Source organism: Candidatus Palauibacter sp. (genome assembly GCF_965208055.1).
In the GTDB taxonomy this organism is placed as follows: domain Bacteria; phylum Gemmatimonadota; class Gemmatimonadetes; order Palauibacterales; family Palauibacteraceae; genus Palauibacter.
Window position 1 is genome coordinate 2,351,625 of the sequence record NZ_CBDBNY010000004.1, and the last position, 22,931, is coordinate 2,374,555.

18 protein-coding genes are annotated in these 22,931 nt (G+C 69.0%); 1 reads left to right on the forward strand and 17 read right to left on the reverse strand.

What is annotated here, in order from left to right; genetic code table 11:
- Positions 1-154: 154 nt before the first annotated feature.
- The 15 genes from ACOGXI_RS10505 to ACOGXI_RS10575 form a co-directional block, all read right to left on the reverse strand.
- Positions 155-3,262 carry an efflux RND transporter permease subunit gene (locus ACOGXI_RS10505; RefSeq protein ID WP_419938795.1) on the reverse strand — a complete coding sequence of 1,036 codons (3,108 nt, stop codon included), beginning with the start codon at positions 3,260-3,262 and terminating at the stop codon, positions 155-157.
- Positions 3,259-4,488, reverse strand: a complete 1,230-nt coding sequence (locus ACOGXI_RS10510) for an efflux RND transporter periplasmic adaptor subunit (RefSeq protein WP_419938796.1) — start codon at positions 4,486-4,488, stop codon at positions 3,259-3,261. The genes ACOGXI_RS10505 and ACOGXI_RS10510 overlap by 4 nt, the downstream gene beginning before the upstream one ends.
- The gene (locus ACOGXI_RS10515; protein ID WP_419938797.1) at positions 4,485-5,795 is read right to left on the reverse strand and encodes a TolC family protein; all 1,311 of its coding nucleotides are present in this window, start codon (positions 5,793-5,795) and stop codon (positions 4,485-4,487) included. Before ACOGXI_RS10515 ends, ACOGXI_RS10510 begins: the two co-directional genes overlap by 4 nt.
- 87 nt (positions 5,796-5,882) lie before the next feature.
- Positions 5,883-6,212, reverse strand: a complete 330-nt coding sequence (locus ACOGXI_RS10520) for a hypothetical protein (protein WP_419938798.1) — start codon at positions 6,210-6,212, stop codon at positions 5,883-5,885.
- Positions 6,213-6,285: 73 nt separating this feature from the next.
- The gene (locus ACOGXI_RS10525) at positions 6,286-7,491 is read right to left on the reverse strand and encodes a ZIP family metal transporter (RefSeq protein WP_419938799.1); all 1,206 of its coding nucleotides are present in this window, start codon (positions 7,489-7,491) and stop codon (positions 6,286-6,288) included.
- Entirely contained in the window at positions 7,484-8,593 is a 1,110-nt protein-coding gene (locus ACOGXI_RS10530; RefSeq protein ID WP_419938800.1) for a multicopper oxidase domain-containing protein, read from the reverse strand. The genes ACOGXI_RS10525 and ACOGXI_RS10530 overlap by 8 nt, the downstream gene beginning before the upstream one ends.
- Before the next feature lie 157 nt (positions 8,594-8,750).
- Entirely contained in the window at positions 8,751-9,833 is a 1,083-nt protein-coding gene (locus ACOGXI_RS10535; protein ID WP_419938801.1) for an acyl-CoA desaturase, read from the reverse strand.
- A gap of 46 nt (positions 9,834-9,879) precedes the next feature.
- Positions 9,880-10,947 carry a tRNA epoxyqueuosine(34) reductase QueG gene (queG, locus tag ACOGXI_RS10540; protein ID WP_419938802.1) on the reverse strand — a complete coding sequence of 356 codons (1,068 nt, stop codon included), beginning with the start codon at positions 10,945-10,947 and terminating at the stop codon, positions 9,880-9,882.
- Entirely contained in the window at positions 10,944-11,603 is a 660-nt protein-coding gene (gene nth / locus ACOGXI_RS10545; protein ID WP_419940187.1) for an endonuclease III, read from the reverse strand. The genes queG and nth overlap by 4 nt, the downstream gene beginning before the upstream one ends.
- A 4-nt stretch (positions 11,604-11,607) precedes the next feature.
- Complete coding sequence (locus tag ACOGXI_RS10550) at positions 11,608-12,762, reverse strand: site-2 protease family protein (RefSeq protein WP_419938803.1); 1,155 nt, start codon at positions 12,760-12,762, stop codon at positions 11,608-11,610.
- Entirely contained in the window at positions 12,762-13,550 is a 789-nt protein-coding gene (locus tag ACOGXI_RS10555) for a hypothetical protein (protein ID WP_419938804.1), read from the reverse strand. The genes ACOGXI_RS10550 and ACOGXI_RS10555 overlap by 1 nt, the downstream gene beginning before the upstream one ends.
- A 28-nt stretch (positions 13,551-13,578) precedes the next feature.
- Entirely contained in the window at positions 13,579-15,066 is a 1,488-nt protein-coding gene (locus tag ACOGXI_RS10560; RefSeq protein ID WP_419938805.1) for a sodium-dependent transporter, read from the reverse strand.
- On the reverse strand, positions 15,063-16,067 hold the full coding sequence (locus tag ACOGXI_RS10565) for an alpha/beta fold hydrolase (protein ID WP_419938806.1): 1,005 nt from the start codon (positions 16,065-16,067) through the stop codon (positions 15,063-15,065). Before ACOGXI_RS10565 ends, ACOGXI_RS10560 begins: the two co-directional genes overlap by 4 nt.
- Entirely contained in the window at positions 16,064-17,554 is a 1,491-nt protein-coding gene (locus ACOGXI_RS10570) for a hypothetical protein (protein ID WP_419938807.1), read from the reverse strand. Before ACOGXI_RS10570 ends, ACOGXI_RS10565 begins: the two co-directional genes overlap by 4 nt.
- Before the next feature lie 15 nt (positions 17,555-17,569).
- Positions 17,570-18,958 carry a glycine--tRNA ligase gene (locus ACOGXI_RS10575; protein ID WP_419938808.1) on the reverse strand — a complete coding sequence of 463 codons (1,389 nt, stop codon included), beginning with the start codon at positions 18,956-18,958 and terminating at the stop codon, positions 17,570-17,572.
- Positions 18,959-19,220: 262 nt separating this feature from the next.
- Between ACOGXI_RS10575 and ACOGXI_RS10580 the strand changes: the two genes are divergently transcribed.
- The gene (locus ACOGXI_RS10580) at positions 19,221-19,736 is read left to right on the forward strand and encodes a ferritin (RefSeq protein WP_419938809.1); all 516 of its coding nucleotides are present in this window, start codon (positions 19,221-19,223) and stop codon (positions 19,734-19,736) included.
- Between the two features lie 72 nt (positions 19,737-19,808).
- Here ACOGXI_RS10580 and ACOGXI_RS10585 read toward each other — a convergent pair whose 3' ends face one another.
- Complete coding sequence (locus ACOGXI_RS10585) at positions 19,809-21,494, reverse strand: N-acyl-D-amino-acid deacylase family protein (RefSeq protein WP_419938810.1); 1,686 nt, start codon at positions 21,492-21,494, stop codon at positions 19,809-19,811.
- On the reverse strand, positions 21,495-22,895 hold the full coding sequence (locus tag ACOGXI_RS10590) for an amidohydrolase family protein (protein WP_419938811.1): 1,401 nt from the start codon (positions 22,893-22,895) through the stop codon (positions 21,495-21,497).
- Between the last annotated feature and the right edge of the window lie 36 nt (positions 22,896-22,931).

The following is a 22,931-nucleotide window of genomic DNA, read 5'->3' on the forward strand; positions in this document are numbered from 1 at the left end:
TGCTCGTTCGGGTGCAGGAGGAGGTGTCTTACGATCCTCGAGCCGCGCGGCGCGACGAGGGTTTTCGGCCTTCCCCTCCGCGGGAATCGGTTCGGTTGACCGAGCAGCTTGACGGTAAGACGCGGAGCGTGGATGGACGCACCGCGGAGATCGGTCACGCCGCCGAACGGAGTTGCCACCGGCGCCACAGGAGGTAGATGGCGGGGATCACGAGCAGCGTGAGGACCGTCGCGGAGATCATTCCCCCGACCATGGGCGATGCGATCCGCTTCATCACGTCCGCGCCGGTGCCGGAACTCCACAGGATCGGCATCAGCGCCGCGGTGATCGCGGTCACCGTCATCACGACCGGGCGCAGTCGCTCCAGCGCCCCTTCCCGGACCGCGGCCCCGACATCGGCGGGGGTCCGTATCCTGCCCGCGCGCCGGTGGCGGTGGAACGCTTCGTCGAGATAGATCAGCATCACGACGCCGGTTTCAGCCGCCACGCCGGCGAGCGCGATGAACCCCACCCACACGGCGACGCTCGTGTTGTAGCCCAGGAGCCACAGGAACCAGATGCCGCCCACGAGCGAGAACGGCAGGGCGAGCATGACGATCAGCGACTCGGCCACGCCCCGGAAGTTGAGGTACAGGAGCAGGAAGATGATCCCGAGGGTCACCGGAATCACGACGCGCAGGCGCTCCTGCACCCGCTGCATGAACTCGTACTGCCCGCTCCAGACGAGGGAGTACCCGCTGGGGAGTTCGAGTTGGTCGGCGACGACGCGGCGGGCCGCCTCCACGTAACTCCCGACATCGACGCCCTCGATATCGATGAAGACGGTGGTGACCGGAAAGGCGTTCTCCGTCTTCACGGCCATGGGCCCCTGGACGGCCGCCACGCGCGCCACCTGCCCGAGCGGGATCTGCGTGCCGTCGGGAGCGGCCACCAGCACCTCGCGCAGGTTCTCGAGATCGTCGCGCAGCTCGCGCGGATAGCGGACGTTCACCGCGTACCGCTCGCGCCCCTCCACGGTGATCGTCGCGTTCATCCCGCCGACGGACGCCATGATCGCGTTGTGCACGTCCCCCACGTTGAGGCCGTAGCGCGCCGCCTCCGGCCGGTCGACGTCGATGTCGACGTAGTACCCGGAGACGCCGCGTTCGGCGAAGGAGCTTCGTGTCCCGGGCACCGCGCGCACGATGCGCTCGACCTGCTCCCCGAGTGCCTGCAGCGTGTCGAGATCCGGGCCGAAGATCTTGATCCCGACAGGCGTTCGAACGCCCGTCGCCAGCATGTCGATGCGCCCCTTGATCGGCATCGTCCACGCGTTCGTCACGCCGGGGAGCGTGACCGCCTCGTCCATCTGCGCGAGCAGACCCGCGGATGTCAGGCCGGGACGCCAGTCGTCCCGCGGCCGGAGGGTGATCGTCGTCTCGAACATGTCGAGCGGTGCGGGGTCGGTGGCGGTTTCCGCGCGGCCCGCCTTCCCCAGCACTCTCTCCACTTCGGGGAAGGACGCGAGGACGCTGTCCTGGTAGCGCATGATCTCGCGCGCCTGGGCGATCGAAGCCCCCGGCACGGTCGTCGGCATGAACAGGATCGATCCCTCATCGAGCGGCGGCATGAACTCGCTCCCGAGCCGCTGCCACGGGAAGATCGTCGCTCCGAGGAGAAGCCCGGCGGCGGAGACCACGAGCCACGGGCGCCTGAGCGCGGCGTCGAGGAACGGCCGGTACAGCCAGCGCAGCGCCCGATTCACCGGGTTGGCGCGCTCCGGGCGGATCCGCCCGCGCACCAGATACCCCATGAGCACGGGGACGAGCGTGATCGCGAGGAAGGCGGACCCGGCCATGGCGAAGGTCTTGGTGAACGCGAGCGGCTTGAACAGCCGGCCCTCCTGCTGCTCGAGCGCGAACACGGGGAGGAAGCTGAACGTGATGATGAGGAGGGAGAAGAAGAGGGGCGGACCCACCTGCTTCGCGCTCTCGAGGACCACGTCCCAGCGGGAGGCGCCGGGGGCGGCGCGCTCGAGATGCTTGTGCATGTTCTCGATCATGACGATCGCCGCGTCCACCATGGCCCCGATCGCGATCGCGATCCCGCCGAGGCTCATGATGTTGGCGTTCACGCCGATCCAGCGCATGACGATGAACGAGAGGAGGATGCCGAGCGGGAGCGTGACGATTGCGACGAGCGCCGACCGGAAGTGCAGCAGAAACAGCAGCGCCACGGCCGCGACGACGAGCGACTCCTCCACGAGCTTCTCGCGGAGCGTGTCGATGGCCCGGTGGATCAGATCGCTGCGGTCGTAGGCCGGCCGCAGCCGGGTGCCGGCCGGCAGCCCCGCGTTGATCTCCTCCAGCCGCTCCTTCACGAGTTCGATCGTCTCGAGGGCATCGGAGCCGAACCGCATGACGACGATCCCGGCCACGACTTCGCCCCGTCCGTCGAGGTCCGCGAGGCCGCGGCGGGGGGCTGGGCCTTCCTGCACCGTCGCCACGTCGGCGACCCGAATCGGCGTGCCGTTCGGCGTCGATCCGACGGCCACGTTCTCGATGTCGGTGATCCCCCGCAGGTAGCCGAGACCGCGAATCATGTATTCCCGGCCGCCCATCTCCAGGACGCGCGCCCCGATGTCGATGTTGTGATCGCCGATCGCCTGCGACACCCGCGTCACGGGGATGTCGAACGCGCGCAGCCGCTCCGGATTCACCTCCACCTGGTACTGCTTCACGAACCCGCCCAGGCTCGCGACCTCGGCCACACCCGGCACGGCGGTCAGCTGATATCGGATATACCAGTCCTGCAGCGTGCGCAGTTCGGCGAGGTCCAGACTGTCCGATTCAAGGGTGTACTCGTAGACCCAGCCCACGCCGGTCGCGTCCGGGCCAAGCGCGGGTTCCACGGTCTCCGGCAGTTGACGCCGGATCCCGTTCAGGTATTCGAGGACGCGGGAGCGCGCCCAGTAGATGTCCGTGCCGTCCTCGAAGATCACGTAGACGAGACTGAGGCCGAAGAAGGAGAACGCTCGCACGACGCGCGCCCCCGGCACCTTCAGCATCTCCGACGCAATCGGGTACGTCACCTGGTCTTCGACGATCTGAGGAGCCTGTTCCGCGAAGTCGGTCTGGACGATGACCTGCACGTCGGAGAGGTCCGGGATGGCGTCGAGCGGCGTCGTGCGCACGGACCACAGCCCCGCGCCGACGATGGCGGCCGTGCCGAGCAGGACGAGGAACCGGTTCCGGATCGACCATTCGATGACGCGCGCGATCATCGTCCCTCCATGCCGTGGCCCGCATGCTGCATGCCCGGCATGCTTCCGCCCGTCGCACCGAGGCGGGATTCGGCATCGATGAGAAAGTTCGCGGAAGCCACGATCGTCTCGCCTTCCGCGAGTCCGCTCAGGATCTGGACCAGATCGCCGGCCCGCGCTCCGAGGACGACCTCATGCGGCATCAGCAACCCTGTCTCGTCCCGCACGAAGACGAGATTCCGTTCGCCCGTCACGATGACGGCCTCCAGCGGCACCGCGATTTCGTCGCGGATCGCCGCGACCTCGAAGAAGACGGTGGCGAACATCCCCGGCTTGAAGCGCAGGCCGGGGTTCGGGACCGAGACCCGGACACGGTTTGTGCGGCTCGCGACCTCCACGGTGGGATAGACGAAGCTCACCGTCCCCATCATGTGTTCGCCCGGGTAGGCGGTGACCTCGATGTGGGCCTGCGAGCCGACAGCGACGAACTGGAGATCCTGCTCGAACACCTCTCCCTCCACCCACACCGTCGAGAGGTCCGCGATCCGGTACAGGCGCGCGCCGGGCGTCACCCGCTGTCCCTCGACGACGTCCTTCTCGAGCACGATCCCGCTCACGGGGGCGACGAGGCGCAGGGTCTTCGTGACCTCGCCCGTCTGTTCGAGCCGCTCGATCTGCTCTCCGGTGATGTCCCACCAGGCGAGGCGGCGACGGCTGGCCTCGAGCATGGACTGCGCGCTCTCCCACGCTTCGCCCGCGGTCGGCGTGACCCGCGCCGCGAGGCGGCGCGCCGTCAGAAGCTCCTCCTGGGCCGCCACGAGCGCGGGGCTGTAGAGGGTGAGCAGCGGCTCCCCCCGGCGAACGGCTTCGCCGGTCGTCGCGACCAGCAGTTCCTCGACGAAGCCGTCGGTCTTGGGCGTGATGTCGGCGATGTTGCCCTCGGGCGCGTCGATGCGGCCCACGGTCCGGATCTCGCGCACCGCGGAGACGCGCTCCACCGTGGCGTAGGTGACGCCGAGCGCCTGCTCCTGTTCCGACGTGAGCTGTACGAGACCGCGCCCGACCGCCGGCATCGTGTCGATCTCCGGGGGCGCGGCTGTCGCAGCCATCATGTGGCCGGCGTGATCACCTTCCATGCCGGGCATCTCCGCCATTTCGGAGTCCCCGCCGCAGGCCCAGAGGGCGGCCGCGGCCAAGACGAGCCCGAGTCGAGCGCGTGCGACCGGCAAGAGGTTGAATCGCTTCATCGGACCATCTCCGTTTCGCCCCCCAACAGGGCTTCGATCTCCGCGACGGCCGTGTGGTAGGCGGCAGTCAGCCGCACGCGTTCGATCTCGTATCGGTTCACCGTGAGTTCGCTCTGCACGAGCGTCATGAAATCCACTTGGCCCACGCGGTAGGCGGAGAGCGACGATTCCACCGCGGCCCTCGCCTGGGGGAGGATCGACGTCACATAGAGGTCGTGGAGCCGCAGGGCGCGGTCGGACTCGGCCCGCGCCTCCGCGATCCGGGCCCAGGTCTCGTTCAGGAGTTCGAGTTCGGCGGCCTCCTCGGCAGCCTGCCGGGCGAACGCTTCATCCCGCAGCGGCAACTGGCGGGAACCCGCCCACAGCGGGATGCTGACACCCACGCTGAAGCTCAGCATGTCCGGGAACAGGGGCCGGTGCGCGTAGTCGGCCCCAAGCCTCAGATCCGGGTAGAGGCCGCGGCGCGCGGCCTCGTAGGCCGACTCCGCAGCCCGAATCCGTTCGCGCGCGGCGCGCAGCGCGGGCCGTCTCTCCGCGGCGCGCGCCATGAGGTCCGTGACGCGGGGCAGCGGCTCGCCGGGTCCGGACAACTCGAGCGCGCCCACGTTTCGTTCGGGCTCGCGCCCCAGGAGCGCGTTCAGCCTCGCCGCCATGGCGAGCCGGGTCTGCTCGGCCGCCGTGATGTCCTCCGTCATCGTGGCGACAGCGACCTGGGCCTGGAGGACATCGTTCTGAAGGCCTGTCCCCACGGCGTAGAGCGTGTTGGAGACATCGAGGAACTCGCGCAGGAGGTCGCGGGTGGCGCGCATGATGTCCAGCGCCCGGTCCTCGAAGGCGATCTCGAAGTACACCGCCTTCACGCGCCGGACGAGGGCGGCCTCGGCGTCGAGGACCGCCAGTTCCTCGGCGACCGCAAGGTGTGCCGCGCGCGCCTCCGCGAACCCGAGCTTCCCCGGCCAGGGGAGCACCTGCTGAACCTGAAACGCGTTCATGGTCATTCGCTCGCCCGCTCCGAACCCGTCGAGGGGACGGTTTCCGAGCCGGAACGAGACGACCGGGTCCGGTGGGGCGCCCATTTGCGGCACGCGGGCCCGGGCGGCGTCGGCCCGAAGACGGGCGACCCGCAGCATCGGGTTGGCGCCGCGCGCCGCGGCGACCGCCTCGGCCAGAAGGAGCGTGTCGCGCTCCTGCGCCCTGCACGGGAACGCCATGGCCCCGACGGCCATCACGGCCCACGTGACGAGCCGGATGCCCGGGCGGATCCCGTCCCTTACGCGGGCCCCGCCGGCATGGTATGCGGCTGGCATGAGATGCCTCTCATCTGAACGGTGACAACTCGCCCGCAAGTCGCCATCGTCGAAGGGCGACCGGGGCGCTCGTGCGGATGCGTCCGTTCAGGCGGCTTTCGGAGGGGGCGTGTCCGGAGAGGCTCTGGATCGGAGTTGCGTCCCGGCGCCGACCGGGGTGGCGTCGGAGTCGTCGGCCGGAGAGCGGAAGCCGGCGGTGGCCGCCGGGAGCGAGGCCTGCAGCACGACGGCGCAGCCCATCAACGAGTGACAGTCGGTCCCCGCGTCCGCACCCTCCGGCGGGGACTCGACCAGAGCCCGCATGCCCGCCATCGGGTGGTGCTCCCCGTGCTCATGCGACCCCGCCTCGCACAGCGGGGCGCGCAGGTACGGAAGCACCAGCGTGACCAGAAGCAGGGAAATGGCGAACCGTCGCATGATTCCAGTCTACACCGCCCCATCCGGCGTGTCGATGCGGGGGAACGCCCTCTTCAGCCGGAACCGGCCAAATCTAGGCCGTCACCATCAGCGCGGTTCCGTACATGACCAGCAGGCCGAGGAGGAGGCCCGTGGCGTTCAGAGGGGTGAACAGGCCCTGCGGCCAGCTCTTCCGGATCAGCCGCGTGACTTCGACGATCACCTGGATGATGGCCCCGGCGCCGAGCGCGAGAAAGAAGGTCGCCAGCGTCGGCGAGTAGGAAAATCCGCCGGCCCACGCCCCGAGGACGGTCGGCAGTCCCGCGATCCCGCCCATGAACGCGAAGTGCCGAAGCGCCGGCCGTTTGCTCGCCACGGGCGCGACGATGGCCAGCCCCTCCGTCGTGTTGTGGAGCGCGAATCCGATCACGAGGAAGCTCCCGAGCGCGATCTCTCCCAGCGAGAAGGCCGCCCCGATGGCCAGCCCCTCGCCGAGGTTGTGCAGTCCGATGCTGATCGCGATCAGGTAGGCCACCGTGAGCCCGGGACTCGCCCCGCTCCCGCCGCCCTTGCCGCGCCCGAGGTTCCCCAGGGCTCGCAGGCCGACGATGGCGCCGATCACGCCGACGGCGATGAGCCCGGCCGCCTGGAACCCCTCCGGCACGAGCGCCGATGCCTCGAGCGTGTCCTCGAACGCGTCCACGACGAGGAACGCCAGCAGGCCCACGGTGAGGCTGAGGTAGAAGTGGATCCACTTGCGGTCGATCCGCCGCAGAAAGGGATACCACAGCAGGCCCACGAGGACGGGGATGACACCCGCGTAGAGGCCGAGCAGTCCGAAGGTCGTCAGGTACAGGGCGTTGGGCCTCGGGGAGATCGTCGCGACGGCCACCTCGTGGTCGAAGGTGAGGCCGGTGGAGGTCACCAGCCGAATCACGTGGAGTTCCCCCTCCACCCAGGGATAGTCCAGCTCGAGCGTGGCCCGGGCGAGGCGCGGAAGGGTCGGTTCCCCATCGATCTCGAACCGCCAGAAGGCGTCGTCCACGATCACCTGCGCGATGGTGGCCGCCTCGGGCCCCCCGTTCACGACGTGCACGCGCATGACGCCGCTCTCCGGGAAGCTCACGCGCTCGATCGTGAGATCCTCGACCGGTGGGAACGCGTCGCGGAAGGGAGCCGTGGGATCGGCGCCGAAGAAGAAGACGACGAGTCCCGCCAGCAGCGCGAGCGGGAAGAGGCCCAGGATCCAGCGCGCCGGTCCGCGCCCGGGCGGAGCGGCGTTGGACCGTTCGTCAGACATGGCCGCGCACGGGCACGCCATCGTCTGCGGCGAGCCGCTCGACCGCCTCGAAGAAACCCATCCACCCCAGTTCCGCGAACTCGCTCTGGTGCGCGTGGAACATGTGCATGCCGGGGTTCTCGAGCCGGAACTCGAGCACGTGCCGCTCGCCCTGGCACATCATGATCGTGTCCGTGAGTTCGTACTGCTCCGGCCGCGTGCCGGTCCGGAAGACCTTGAACATGCCCGCGTGCAGGTGGAACGAGTTGATGAGGTCGAACTCGGTCGTGTTGACGAGGTAGATGCGGCACAGGTCGTTCACGCCCACGCGCACCGGATGGTGCTGGTAGTAGAACGCCGAAGTATTGACCGCGTACACCTCGTTGTCCCCGTCGAGGTTGCTGTCGAACGCGTTCATCACCATGACCATCTCCCGCGCGGGTTCCCGGCCCCCGGGCGGATCCACGATGAACGTCCCGTACAGACCCTTATGGATGTGCCGCTTGAGCGGCATGGTGTGGCAGTGGTACAGGTGGAGTCCGAACGGCTTCGCTTCGAATTCGTAGGTGAAGCGCTGCCCCGGTTCCACGATGGGCTCGAAGCCGTCCATCTCCGGCGGGTGCGTGCCGTGGAAGTGGATGGTGTGGGGATGAGAACCCGCGTTGACGAACTCGACCTGGAGGAGGTCCCCCTCCGTGCAGCGCAGAGTCGGACCCGGCACCTGCCCGTTGTAGGTCCACGCCGGGAAGAAGATGCCGGGCGCGATCTCGATGTCGCGGTCGAGCGCCACCACCTCCCAGCGCCGCACGACGCGCCCGTCGTCGCGCGTCGTGACCTCGCCGTAATCGAAATCGGCGATGAAGGCCGCGGGGTCGAACACGCCGTCGGGCCCGGGCATGCCGACGACCCCCATCGCCTCCTGGCGCCCCCCGTGCGGGCCCGCCGCAGCGGCATCCTCTCCGGGCTCGCGTCCGGGCTCACGCGACATGGCGCCGCTGGCCGCCAGGGCGTCTCGCGCGCCGCCCCGGGATGCCAGGTCCAGCACCGTCGCCCCCGAAACACCGGCAACCCCCGCGGCGCCGAGCTTCAACCAGTCGCGCCGACTCAACTTCTCCGGCTTCACTTGTCCTCCGGACTTCCCGCCAACACCCGCGCGGGCCGCAGCCCGCAGCCAATTTTTAGTCTAGGCTAAAAATCGTTTTCCCGAAGATGCACGACTCCCCGAGCGGCGTCAACAAGCGCCCGTCAGTCCGTGGTGAGCCGGGCCGGGGTGAGGCGGGTCAATCCGTGGCGGGCTGGCTCTCGAGGGTCATCGCTTCCACCGCGCGGAGGACGCGGGTGCGGGCGGCCTCCCGGGCCCGGTCGAGTTCGGCGCCGGCCTCCGCCTTCGCCCGGGCGACGCGCGCGAACTTGCCGGGCCGGACGCGATCCAGTCGGGCACGGGCCCTGGCGGCGGCGCGGTCGAGACGTACGAGATCCCGTTCCTGGCGCGCGCGTTCGATGCGCCGCAGGCCAGCCTCCCGGGTCCGCTGGATGCGCGACAGAGCCCGGTCCAGGCGCCGGTTCACACGGTCCGCCGAGTCGCGATAGAACTTCGCCGCGAATTCCCGGGGAGTCGCCGTGCGCGCGTAAAGCACGTTGGCGAGTCGCAGGAGACTCAGGACCCGGATGTAGAACCACCCGATGTCGAACTCCCACCAGTGCGCCTTGAACTTCGCGGAGCGCGGATCCGCGTGGTGGTTGTTGTGCAGTTCCTCACCGAGGATCCAGATCCCCCAGGGATAGAGATTGTGGCTGTCGTCGCGCGTCCCGAAGGTTCGGTAGCCGAGCGCGTGTCCGAGACCGTTGATGATGTTCCCCATGAGCGGCATCCAGAACACCATGCACGTCCAGACGATGAGCCCGGGGATGAGCCCGAACAGGAACAGGTCGAGAACGAGCATGAACCGGATTCCAAGACCGCGGCGCTTCGCGTAGACGTTGCGCTCGACCCAGTCGTCCGGGGTTCCCTTCCCGTACTTCTCGAGCAGCGTGTGGTCTTTCGAAGCTTTCCGGTAGAAGAAGAGCCCGCCGAAGGCGATGTTCGCGAGACCCTCGAGCGTGGGCGAGTGCGGATCGCCCTCGCGGTCGGCGTAGGCGTGGTGCTTCCGATGGATCGCCACCCACTCCTTCGTCACGATCCCGGTCGTGAGCCAGCACCAGAAACGCATCGCGTGCTCGACCACCGGGTGGAAGACCACTCCGCCGTGCGTCGCCGAGCGGTGCAGGTAGAGCGTGTTGACCATGTTCGTGAGGTGACCGGCGACGAGGATCCACACGAGGGCGATCCACCACGGTTCTCCCAGGATCGCGTAACCTGGCATGCGTTTTTCTCCTCATCTCTCTGCGTTTCGGTGCGGACCAACCAACCTAACTCTGGAGCACGTCGAGCGCCCATTGAGCGTGTTCGCGGACGAGCGGGGACGGGTCCTTCGCGAGGCGCTGCAGGACGGGGCGCGCGGCGGATCCGCCCGCGTTGCCGAGGCCGACCGCCAGGTTCCTGAGCAGCCCGTCGCGGCCGGGGCGGCCGAACGCCGTCCCCCGGTAGCGCGTGCGGAACTCGCCGGCGTCGAGGGCGGCGAGTTCCTCCGCCCAGGCCACCATGTCCTCCCGCGGCACCGGTTGGCCGGGCCGCAGCGCGAACGGCGCCTCTGCCGGGACGGGGGCGTCCGAGTTCCAGGGACACACCTCCTGACAGATGTCGCAGCCGAACACCCGGTTTCCGATCGCGGGGCGCAGCGTCTCGGGGATGGATCCCCGCAGTTCGATGGTGAGATAGGAGATGCAGAGTCGGGCATCGAGGAGGCGGCCTTCGAGAATCGCATCCGTCGGGCAGGCGTCGATGCAGCGCCGACAGGTTCCGCAGCGGTCGTGGACGAACGGTGGATCGGGTTCGATGTCGAGATCCGTGAGCAGTTCGCCCAGCATGAAGTAGGACCCGAAGTCCGGGTGGAGGAGCATCGTGTTCCTGCCGATCCAGCCCAGGCCCGCCCGCTGCGCGTGGTCACGCTCGAGGACGGGGCCGTAGTCCACGTAGCGCTTCGTGCGGGCGCCGGGAGCAAGGTCCCTGATGGCGGCGGAGAGCGCGTCAAGGCGCTCCTCGAACACGTCGTGGTAGTCGCGGCCCCGCGCGTAGCGGGCGATCACGGGCAGCCGGCGATCAGCGCTCGGCGCCGTCGCGCTGGCGGGCTTCGAGCCTGCAGGTTCCGATCCGTACAGGAGGCTGACGACGATGAGCGTCCGGCAGCCGGGAAGCGCCTGCCCCGGGTCGAGGCGGCGGCGAACGGCGTCCTCGCGCGCCATGTAGGCCATATCGCCATGGTAGCCGTTCGCGAGCCAGTCCTCGTATGCCTCCGCGTGCGTCGGGGGCGCCGCCGGAGCGAACCCCACCTGATCGAACCCGGCGGCCCGCGCCGCCGCCCGGATCTTCCGTTTCACCCGAACTTTCCGGCGCTCACGCACAGATCGGCAACCGGGCACTCGGCGCAACGCGGTTTCCGCGCGTGGCAGACCGTGCGGCCATGGAGGATCGACCGCCACGCGAACGGGTGCCATTCCTCGCGCGGCAGCACCCTCATGAGATCCTTCTCCACTTTCGGGGGATCGACCTCGTTCGTGAGGCCGAGGCGGTGCGTGACACGCTTCACGTGCGTGTCCACGACGACGCCCGCGTGAAGTCCGAACGCGTTGGAGAGCACGACGTTCGCGGTCTTTCGGGCGACGCCGGGGAGCGTGAGCAGGTCTTCCATCGTCGGCGGGACCTCCCCGTCGTACACGTCGACGAGACGGCGGCCCAGCCCCTGCAGGTGGCGCGCCTTGTTGTTGAAAAATCCGGTCGGTCGCACGGCCTCCCGCAGCTCCTCCAGCGGCGCGTCGGCGTACGCGCGGGCGTCGGGATAGGCCGGGAAGAGCGTGCGCGTGACCCGGTTCACGCGCTCGTCCGTGCACTGCGCCGAGAGCACCGTCGCGACGATCAGCTGGAGCGGCGTCTCCCAGTCCAGCGAGACGGTGAGGTCCGGATAGAGGGAGGCAAATCGCGGGGACAGCGCCGCGGCCAGTTCGGAACGGGCCTTCCAGGAACGAGGCCGCCGCACCACGTCAGGCGCTCTTCGCGGGGGCCGGCCCGACGAGACCCATCCGCTGCAGCCGCTGCACTCTCGCGCCGACCTCCCGCGGGTCGAGCACGCCGACGACGAACCCGTTCTCGATCACGATCAGGTACGATACCTGGATTCGAATTCGGAACAGGGCTTCCGCCAGAGATTCGTCCGGACGGGCCGAAGGGAACTCCTCGGCGGGTCGCGTGACCGCCGATACGGGCGTGGTCGCGCGAGCCTCCTCCGGCACCGCCGAGACGGCCCGCGCTTCGACGACCCCGACCAGGTCGCCGTCTCGTCCTACCGGGTACGCCTCCTCCCGTCCGCGCAGGAAGTAGTCGGATATGGCCCGCTCGACGGGCATCGCCGCCTCGATCATGCGGGGTCGGGGGTTCATCACTGTCGCGACCGGGATCCGGCGCAGCATCGTACGGAGTTCGAAGTGCCGCAGGCTCGATGAGGCCGCTTTGACGACGAACCAGCCGATGAACGCCGCCCACACACCGGAGATGAACTGCCCCCGGCTCAGGTTGAAGAGCCCGAGGACGATGAGCGCGCCGCCGAACAGTCGTCCGCCCTGCGTGGCCCACCGGGTGGCCTTGACGAGATCTCCGGTGACGGCCCAGACGATGGAGCGGAAGATCCGACCCCCGTCGAGCGGAAAGCCGGGGATCATGTTGAAGACGGCGAGCACGAAGTTGAGGAGCGCCAGGAATCCGAGCACCGTGACCACCGGCTCCGGGGCGGCCCAGGCTTCCGCCGCCACCCGCGCGCCGTGGAACGCACCGGCCAGGACGACGCTCGCGAGGGGACCCGCCGCGGTGAGCAGGAACTCGTCCAGCGGACGCCGAGGCTCGTCGCGCGCCTGCGCGATGCCGCCGAAGATGAAGAGCGTGATGTGCTCGACTTCCACGCCCCGCGCCCGGCCCGCCAGGGCGTGACCGAGTTCGTGCAGGAGCACCGAGAGGAAGAAGAGGAGCGCCGCCGCCGTCCCCATCGCGAGGTACGTGGATGATGGATAGAAGGGCAGTGCCCGCGGGAATTCGCGCGTGGTGAAGGTCCAGATCACCAGCGCCGCGATCGGGAACCACGAGTAGTCGATCCGGATGGGGAAGCCGAACCAGCGTCCGATCCGGAAGCTGCCGAACAACGGCATCAGCCGTCCTCGGCGGACTGGCGGGCGGACTGGGGGCCGGGCTGGCGGCCGGGTTGGCGGCCGGGCTGGCGGCCGGGCGGAGGGCCGGACCGGGGGGCGGACAGGGAGTACGCACGACCGGAGATCACCGCGGGCCTGTACTTCTTCTTGCGTCCGAAGCGCCACCACGGGCGCCGGCGGCGGATGACAACGCACAGGCGGCCCCCGGCGATGTTCGGCACCTCCACGAACGCTCGACTCGCGTAGATCGGGGCTTCCACGGCGTAACGCCGCCCGCGCCACTCGAAGACGGCTTCATCCGCGCCTTCCGGGATGATCGACTCCAGGAACAACTCCGATTCCAGCCTCACGACGCCGTCCGGTCCAGAGGGCAGCGCGCGGCAGAAGTCCGGATCGAAGGGCGCTCCCGCGTGTCGGCGCAGATTCTGTTCGTTCGCCCAGTCCACCACATCCAGTCCCATCTCCCCGGCGGCGGATTCCCGGTGGTGGAGCAGTTCGTGCAGGATCGTCTCCCACAGCTCGCCCTCCCAGTCGAAGTCGGGGTCCTCCTCCGCGAGCGCCCGGAAGGAACCGTGATAGAGGATGAGTTCCGAACGGACATCGCCGTCCCCGCCGGCGCCGCTCGGCCACGCCTCCGTGAAGCACTCCCCCATCGTGTACACCCACTCGAAGTCGGGGTGGCGGGCGGGCCGCTGCTCGATCGTCATCCCGTCGACCCCCTCCCGGACCTCGGCGGGGATGTCGTTCCACATCCGGCGGGCCGCGGTCTCGAATCGGGTGAAGTTCACCGCGCGACGGGGACGGTAGCCGCCCCCGTCAGGCGTCTTCCGCCGAAGCCGCCGAACCTGCGGCGTGGGCGGCGAGCCAGCGGTTGAGGCCCAGGAAGGCGGTGATCGCGATCGCCCACTGGATGAGCACCGTCCCGGCGTTGAACTCCGAGAAGAGCGTGAACGACGCGGAGAGGTCGTTCAGATCGACGGCCTCCCACAACCACCAGCCCGTGATCACGACCGCCTGCACGGCGACGAGTCGAATCACGACGTTCCACCACTTCCCGACCACGAGATCGCTGCCCTCGCTGTTGATGAACTTCGTGCGGAAGCGGTCGACGCCGTGGCGCATGACCATGATCGAGAAGAAGAGGCCGCTCAACATGAGTCCGACGCCCCACACCCAGTCCTGGTTGCGGAAGACCTCGATCCAGATCGCCGACGGGAGCCCGAGCACGAGGCCGAGGCCACCGATCGTCAGCACCGCCTTGCGCCGCTCGATCCCGGCGTCGGTAAGCACCCGCGTGGACAGTTCGATCATCGCGATGAGGCTGCTCCAGGCCGCGAACACGAGCGCGAGGAAGAAGAGGATCATGAACACGGATCCCCCCGGCATGAGCCCGAACAACTGCGGGATCCAGATGAACGTCAGTCCCTCGTTCCCCGCCCCCACGATCTGGTCGGCCGCGTTGGGCAGGATCGCAAAGACCGTACACAGCACCATGATGCCCGCCAGCAGCGACACGGAGTTGTTCCCGAAACCGAGCATGAAGGCGTTGAGCGTCGTGTCTTCCCGTTTCCTCATGTAGACCGCGTAGGCCATGATCAGCCCCCACCCCGCGCCGGTGTCCCACGCGTTCTGCGTGAGGGCCTCGAGCCAGATGGTGGGATCGCCCAACGCCCCCCAGTCGGGCGTGAACAGGAAGGCGAGACCCGCGCTCGCTCCCGGCAGCGTGACGGCCCGGATCGCGAGCGCCAGGACGAGCAGGAGGAGGCTCGGGATCAGGAAACGGGCCGCCCGCTCGATCCCGCGGACCCCGCGCAGCACGACGAAGACGCCGAGCCCGATCGCGATGGCGTGCGTGAGGACGGGCCACGGCGACCCGATGAAGCCGTCCCAGAACTGCTGGGGGCCCACGCAACCCGTCGCGGCGGGGTCGCAGACGGCGGTCGGGACGGTCCCCGTCACAGCGGCGAACAGATACCGGATCGTCCAGCCCATCACGACCGTGTAGTAGAACAGGATCGCGGCCGAGACGAAGGCGACCCAGGCGCCCATCCAGGCCGTGCTCTTCCCCCCCAGCCTGGTGAACGCCCCGATCGGCCCCGAGCGCGCCTGCTTGCCGGCGGCGAACTCGGTGAGGATCAGCGGCACGGACCAGAGGAGGAGGAAGACGACCCACGCGACGAGGAAGGAACCGCCCCCGTTGGAGGCGGCGATGCGCGGGAAGCGCCAGATGTTGCCGGTTCCGACGGCCATCCCGAGCATGGCCAGCATCATCGCGGCCCGGGAACTGAAGACGGGATTCGTCATGCTTCGCCTCTCTCCACTGACCCTTCCTCCGCTTCCTCGCGCGCCGGGAGCCGCCGGAGCCAATCATCCAGTGTCTCGTTGAAGGCGCCGGGGCGCGAGATGTGCGAGCAGTGTCCGGTGCCGGGAATGGGAACGTACTCGGCGTCCGGTAGCAGTTCAGTGATTTCGCGCGCCCAGTCCACCGGACAATACTCGTCGCGTGGGCCCTTCACCACGAGCGCGGGCACCGCGACGTCCCCCAGATCCGATCGCAGATCCAGACGCCGCAGACCCGAGACGCGGCGATCGGAGACCGTCGGGGGGACGGTTCGCGGCCCGGTGAAGAGCGCGTACTCGATCAGGGCATCCCGGCCCGGCGAGTCGTCGAAGATCCAGACGCCGAGTCGGCTCCAGGCCCGGGCCAGGCCGCGGGAGAGTTCCGTCGGGAGATATCGGGTCGTCAGCATGGCGAGAGGGATGAGCGCGGCCCGGTTGAAGCCGACGTGATGGTAGGAGACGCGCGCCAGCGGGTTGCACAGGACGATCCCGCGCACGCGCTCGGGAAACCGGCTTGCGAAGCGCATCGCGATCGCGCTCCCGAGGCTCGTCCCGATGAGCACGAAGCGGTCGACGCCGCGCGCCTCGATGAGTTCGGCCACATCGTCGACCAGACGGTCGAAACCGTCCGTCGCGGCAAACTCGCGCCGCAGATCCGCGCACACCACGCGATGGCGCCGGGCGAAGCTCGGCAGCTGATACCGGAACGTCTCCTTCGGACCGTCCGCGCCGGGAACCCAGACGAGCGCGTCCCCCGACCCCGCGTCGACGTACTCGACCCTCTCGCCGTCGGAGTACTCGAGGACACCGCCCGAGAGCGCTTCGCCGGAGCCGTCCCGGATGGGCGGCCGCACCAGCGCCTGGTTGCGGCGCGTCATGGCCAGCCACCACGCGACGCCCGCGAGCCCGGCCAGCCCGCCGAGCGCGAACCTGCCGGGCAGGCCGGTCCACCGCGGCCCGCTCATTTCCAGCGCTCGACGCGCGTGAGCAATGTGTCGGGCGTGAGCCCCTCCACGCCGAACTGCGGCGCGAGCTGCGCGGCATCTTCGCGGCGGCCGGCCGAGAGGACCTCGAGCACAAACTTGCCCGCCGCGCCCGTCCGGTGCCATTCGGGCCCGAAGCGCTTGTTCAGCCGATCGATGATGATCGAGCTGAGCATCCAGCCGCGCAGGCGCCGCGCCGCCTGGAAGCCCCGCCGGTGATCCGTAAGGTAGGTGCCCGGATGGTGCGCGAATCCGGTCGTTTCACTCAGCAGATCGGCGTATCGATCGGCCTGCTCACCGGGCCGCTCGGCCCGGGCCAGCTCCAGTTCCCACAGCAGGCGCGCGGTATCGCGGCGCAGACGGTAGAGCCTGAGGAAGCCCGCGAGCTGCCGGTAGGCCTCCAGCGCGGCGCCCTCCAGTCCCGTCACGGATTCGATCCAGACGCGATCCAGCGTCAGCGAGTCGAACACCAGACCGAAGGATTCGCCGATCGAATCGTCGCCCAGCACTCGCTCCTCCCACGAGAGGGCGGCGGCTGCGTGCGTGTAGTGGAGCGCGTGTCCCGTTTCGTGGAGCAGGCGCCTCGCATCGATCCAGCCACCGAGCGGACACACGACGAGCCGCACGTCCCCGGGCACGTCGATGACCGCCGTGTACGACCGCTCGTCCTTGAGCGGTCGCCGGTCGATGTCGACGCGCACGGAGCGATCGAACACCCGACCCAGTGCCATCACCTCCATGGCGCGGCGAACATGCGCCGCGAACGGCTCGATCTCGAAGTGCCGTCCGAGCCAGCGCATCCCCATCAGCCACCGCGCGTCGGCTCGCGTGGGCGTCACCCCGTTCGCGTCGAGGCGCGGGCCCGCCTCCCGCGCGAACATCTTCCGATAGCGGGCCTCGGTTCCCTGGAGGATGGCGTTCGCGTCGCGCTCCAGCCGGGCCAGGTCCAGACCGGCCAGCCGCTCCCGCGACTCGGTGTAGGCGCCCAGGCCGAGCTGCACGACGGCCTCGCGGCCACGGTGCACGACATCCAGCCGGAGCGCCGCGGCCTCTTCGATGCGTCGGTGGCGCGCCGCCTCCCAGCCGAGCCGCTCCTCGCGATCGTCCGCGCGCACGATCCAGTCCGGCACGCGTCGCAGCGGAATCTCCCGCCCGCCGAGCGAGACCGTCGCGCCGGTCTCCCACGACCGCAGTTCGTCCTCCAGCGGAGCCACCTCCGCCTCGATCTGCTGGCCGGCGACCCAGTTGAAGAGCGTCTTCAGCCGCCGACGCTCGTCTCCGTACGCTTCGGACAGTTCCCGCTGGATGGCCTGCAGGACGCCGGGACTGAGCAGGAACCGATGTTCCCGGTACAGCGACGCGAGCGAAGGCCGCTCGTCCAGCCCGCTGCGGAGCCGATAGTGGGCGCGCGCGAGGGCGCTCTGCAGGCGCTGGGCCCGATCACGGATCTCCGCTACGCGAAACGGCAATCGCGGCCCGCCCGGTCAGTCTCCGGGGCGGGCGCCGCCGACCGCGGCGCCGAGCCACGCCGCGACGCCCGACAGCGGCACGCGCGTCTGCTCGAGAGAGTCGCGGTCGCGCACCGTGCACGTCTCGTCCTCGAGCGTCTGCCCGTCGATCGTCAGACAGAAGGGGGTCCCCGCCTCGTCCTGCCTCCGGTATCGCTTGCCGATCGATCCCGCGATGTCGTAGAAGACGTTGAAGGTTCCGCGCAGATCATCCGCCAGCTTCTCGGCGACCTCCGGCATCCCGTCCTTCTTCACGAGCGGGAAGACCGCCGCCTGGAAGGGAGCCAGCGCGGGCTCGAGCCGCAGCACCACCCGCTGTTGACCGCCGACTTCCTCCTCGTCGTAGGCATCCGCCAGCACGACCAACAGCGTCCGGCTGAGCCCCGCGGAGGTCTCGATCACGGACGGCACGTACTTCCGGTTCGCCGGCTGGTCGAAGTACTCCAGCTTCTTCCCCGAGTGCTCCTGGTGACGGCCGAGGTCGTAGTCCGTCCGGTTGTGGATCCCCTCGAACTCCTGCCACCCGAACGGGAACCGGTACTGGATGTCCGAGGCGTCCTTGCAGTAGTGCGCGAGTTCATCCGGCCCGTGCCGGTGGAAGCGCAGCCGCTCCGGCCGGATGCCCAGCGTCTCGACCCACGCCATGCGGCGCTCCTTCCAGGTTTCGAACCACTCGTCCTCCGTCCCCGGCGCGACGAAGAACTGCATCTCCATCTGCTCGAACTCGCGCGTGCGGAAGATGAAATTCCCCGGCGTGATCTCGTTCCGGAACGCCTTCCCCACCTGCGCGATCCCGAACGGGACCTTCTGGCGCATCGACTCCTGTACGTTCCGGAAATTGACGAAGATTCCCTGCGCCGTCTCCGGACGGAGATAGACGGTCGCCGCCTCGTCCTCCACGACCCCCATGAACGTCTTGAACATGAGGTTGAACTGGCGCGGGTCCGTCCACTGACCGGTGGTTCCGCACACCGCGCACTGCTGGGCCTCGGGCTCGCCCGACTCCAGTTGCGGCAGGTCGTCCGCGCGGAAGCGGCGGTGGCAGTTCCGGCACTCGACGAGCGGGTCCGTGAAGGCGCCCACATGCCCGCTCGCGACCCACACCTCGGGGTTCATGAGGATGCCCGCATCGAGGCCGACGACGTTCGGATGGCGGTACACCATCTCGCGCCACCAGAGATCCTGGATGCGGTTCTTGAGTTCGATGCCGAGCGGGCCGTAGTCGTAGACGGACCCCACGCCTCCGTAGATCTCGGAGGACTGGAAGACGAACCCCCGCCGCTTGGCGAGGGACACGAGCTTGTCCATCAGGCCGGGGGGATGGCCGGAATCGGCGGCGGAATCCGTGTTCGTTTCGTCGGTCATGGATATCTTCGGCAGCCGCTCGCGCTGGGCGCGGCGGCGGAATCGGCTGGAATCACCGGAGCCCAGGGAATCGCGAGCGCGGCTCCGGCCGCGAGCGCGGCAACGATAGCCGCCGCCGGCAAAGAGGAGCAACCAAGCTCGCGGCACCGGTACGGATCGCTGGCGGTCCGGCACCCGGGAAACGAGATTCGGAGCCGTGCGGTCGCGGCGCTTGGCCGGCCGCGGCAACCCCCGGCGAGACGAGAGGAGCGGGCGGGACGAGATGATCGGTACCCGGATGCAGGCGGCACTCAACGAGCAGATCACGCAGGAGCTGTACGCGAGCCAGGTCTACCTGTCCATGTGCGCGCACTTCGAGGGCGAAGGGCTCCCGGGCTTCGCGCACTGGATGCGCGCGCAGGCCGAGGAGGAGCGGGAGCACGCGCTCCGCATCTTCGACTTCGTGCACGACCGCGAGGGACAGGTCTCCCTGCGCACGATCGATGCCCCCCCCTCCGAGTTCGGTACGCCGCGGGAGGTGTTCGAGGAGGCGCTGGGGCACGAGCGGAAGGTCTCCGAGATGATCGGCAACCTCTATCGCCTCGCGATGGACGAAGCGGACTATCCGGCCCAGGTCATGCTGCAGTGGTTCGTCAACGAGCAGGTCGAGGAGGAGAAGACGATCTCCGACATCGTCGACCGGCTGCGGCTCGCGGGCGACGACAAGTCCGCCCTGCTCATGCTCGAGACGGAGCTGGGCCAGAGGACGGGCGACCCGGGGGCGGACGCCGCCACGTAGTTGCCGCCCACTTCTCCATTTGCTCGCCACATTGAGCAAATTTACTCACGACATTGAGTAAATTGTCGTGTCCTACCCGCCGGGGGTTTCGGTGAGGTGGCGGGCGGGGCCCCTCAGCACCTGGCCCGGTTTCGCGCCCGTCACAGAGCCGTCGAGGATCACGGGGACGCCGTTTACGATCACGTGGTGGATGCCCACCGAGTAGCGGTGCGGGTCCACGTAGTCGGCACGGTCGATGATGCGGTCGGCGTCGAAGATCGTAATGTCGGCCATCATCCCGTTCGCGATCCGGCCGCGCTCCGACTGGCCGATCTCGTCGGCCGACATCGAGGTCATCTTCCGGATCGCCTCCTCCAGCGTGAGAACCCCCATCTCGCGCACGTAGCGGCCGAGGATGCGCGGGAACGTACCGTAGCTCCGGGGATGCGGGAATCCGAGGCCGTAGCCGACCGGATCCCCGTCCGTCTCGAACATCGCCTGCGGGTGCTGCATGATGCGGATGACGTCCGCCTCGTCCATGAAGTGGTAGATGGCGCTGAACCCGCCCGCCAACTGAAGTTCGATCGCGAGCTGCACGCCGGTCGCGTCGTTGTTCGGCAGCCCCCGGTCCGCCGCCATGTCCGACATCCGTTTCCCGTTGTACTCGGGGAAGGCGCGGAGCGTACGGAACTGGATCCGTGAAAGGTCCCCGCCCGTCCAGTCCCGCCGCATCCATTCCTCGGTCTCCCGCTCCACCCGCGGCCGGATCTCGGGATCGGTCACCCGCACCCGGAACGAGTCGATACCGCCGGCCAGCACCCATTGCGGGAAGAGCACGGTGGAGCCGGTACTTCCCGCCATGTACGGGTAGAGGTCGACCTTGACGTCGATCCCCTCGGCGCGCGCGGAGTCCACCAGCGCGAGGGACTCGACGGTCTTGCCCCAGTTGTCCACTCCCATCGCCTTGAAGTGGTTGATGTGGACGGGGAGTCCGCCCTCGGCGCCGACGCGGATCGCCTCGCGCACGGCCGGCAGGAGCCCGCGGGCCTCGTCGCGCATGTGCGTGTAGTAGATGCCGCCGTACTCCGCCGCGACCTTCGCCAGTTCGATGACCTCCTCGGTTTCGGCGTAGTTGGCCGGGACGTAGAGGAGCCCGGTCGAGAAACCCAGCGCGCCGTCCTCCATCGTCTCCCGCACGAGGTCCCGCATCTCGTCGAGTTCCTCGGGGGTGGGCGCGCGGTCCTCCATCCCGATCACCTGCTTCCGGGTCCAGCTGTGGCCCGCGAAGAAGCCGGTGTTGGGGGCCACCTCGAGATCATCGATGTAGTCGCGCAGCGGATACGGCTGGTCGCCGCTGTGAAGCGAGGGGAGGATGGTCGTGATCCCCTGGCGGATGAAGTTCTCGGCCAGCGGCCGCCGGTGGACCTGGTTCTGGACGTGGTTGTGGTGGTCGATGAACCCCGGCGAGACGATGAGGCCGGAGGCGTCGATCTCCTCGGCCCCCCGTCCCGAGAGCCCGCCGTCGCGCGCGATTTCGACCACGCGGCCATCGCGGATTCCCACGTCGGCGGTGAAGCGGTCGGCCCCCGTCCCGTCGACGACCGCGCCCCCGACGATGACCAGGTCGAAGGCGGCGTCTCCCGGGCCGGCCGGCGCGGCCTCGTCCGTCGATTCGGGCGGCGCGCCGCATGCGGCAAACACGGCCGCCGCGGCCACCGTCGCCGCCGCCACCGCCAGCGCCGGACGCACCCTCCTCCGCCGCATCGTCGCGGGGCGCATCTATCGCCCGCTCGTGCTCGTCTGCGCCCGCTCCATCTCCCACACGGGCACGCCGTCCCGCTTGTAGATGATCCCGTCCTTGATCACGTCCGTCACGTAGCCGAGCACGTTGATGTCGAACAGCGGGTTGCCGTCCACCACGATGATGTCCGCGAGCTTGCCGGGCTCGATCGTCCCCGTCTCGCGGAGCCCGAGCACCTCCGCCGCGACCTTCGTCGCCGATGAAATCGCCTCGATCTCCGTCATTCCCATGTCGACGAGCGCGGACACCTCACGCCACGCCGACTCCGCGTGGAAGTTGAGCGGCGAGCCGGTGTCCGTGCCCATCGCCATGAGAGCGTCCGCATCGATGAACTGGCGCGCCGCCCGCTCGCTGTTCCGGATCTGCCGCGGCGTGCTGCGGAAGTACGGTTTCCGCCAGAAGTCGTCCTTCGTGTACGAGCTCAACACCTGCTCGCGGATCGGAGGCGGGAAGCTGTTGATGATATCCGGGTCCCACAGCCGCTCCGGGAATTCGAGCGTGGCGGGGTAGACCCAGATCCGGTGCGAGATCGTCTGGACGACCGGAATCCCCTCCATCGCGATGTAGTCGACGAGTTCCTGTGAATAGGCGGGGACGCTGCCGCCCGAGCCCGCATGCTGAAGCACATCGCAGCCGCCGCGGATCGCCCCCCACACGACCTCTTCCTCGTAGACGTGGCAGTGGATCGGGACGCCGGCCGGACCGGCGACGGCCTTGATGGCCCGCATGTCCTCCTCGGTCGTGCCGATCCACGTCTTGATGACGTCGACCCCCGCGTCGATCAGCATCCGCGTCCGCTCTGCAGCCTCCTCGGGCGTCCGGTGCAGGACGCGGAGTTCGTCGGGCAGGAAGTCCCATGCGTACCGGGTGACCCAGGGTCCGCTCACGAGGAGTCGGGGGCCGGGGACTTCGTTGCGGTTGACCCGGTCGCGGAAGGCGAGGCTCGACATCGGCGCCGCGAGATCGACGCCCGCAGTCACACCCGCCGCGAGCAACTGCTTCGCGGAGGTCTCGTAGACGAGGTCGTCGTTCCCCTCGAACCACGGGAACCATTGGCTGTAGTCACCGTGTCCGAGAATCATGATGTGCACGTGCGCGTCGACCATCCCCGGCATCATCGTCTTGCCCCGCGTATCGATGATCTCCGCCTCCGGCGGGATCTCGATCTCGGCCGCGGGCCCCACGGCGACGATCCGGTTCCCCTCGATGACGACGGCCGCGTGGTGGATGGGATTCGCCTCGTATCCGTCGAGCAGTTGGCCTCCGACGAGCGCGATCGTCCGGTCCTGGGCGGTGGCGGGCGGGACCGCGCTGAGCGCGGCGAAGGCCGCGAGCGCGAAAACCCCGGCCAAGCGGGGGAGTCTGCGGGCGGAAGTCATCTGTCCTCCTCTGCCTGCGCGGGCTGGGTCGATGAG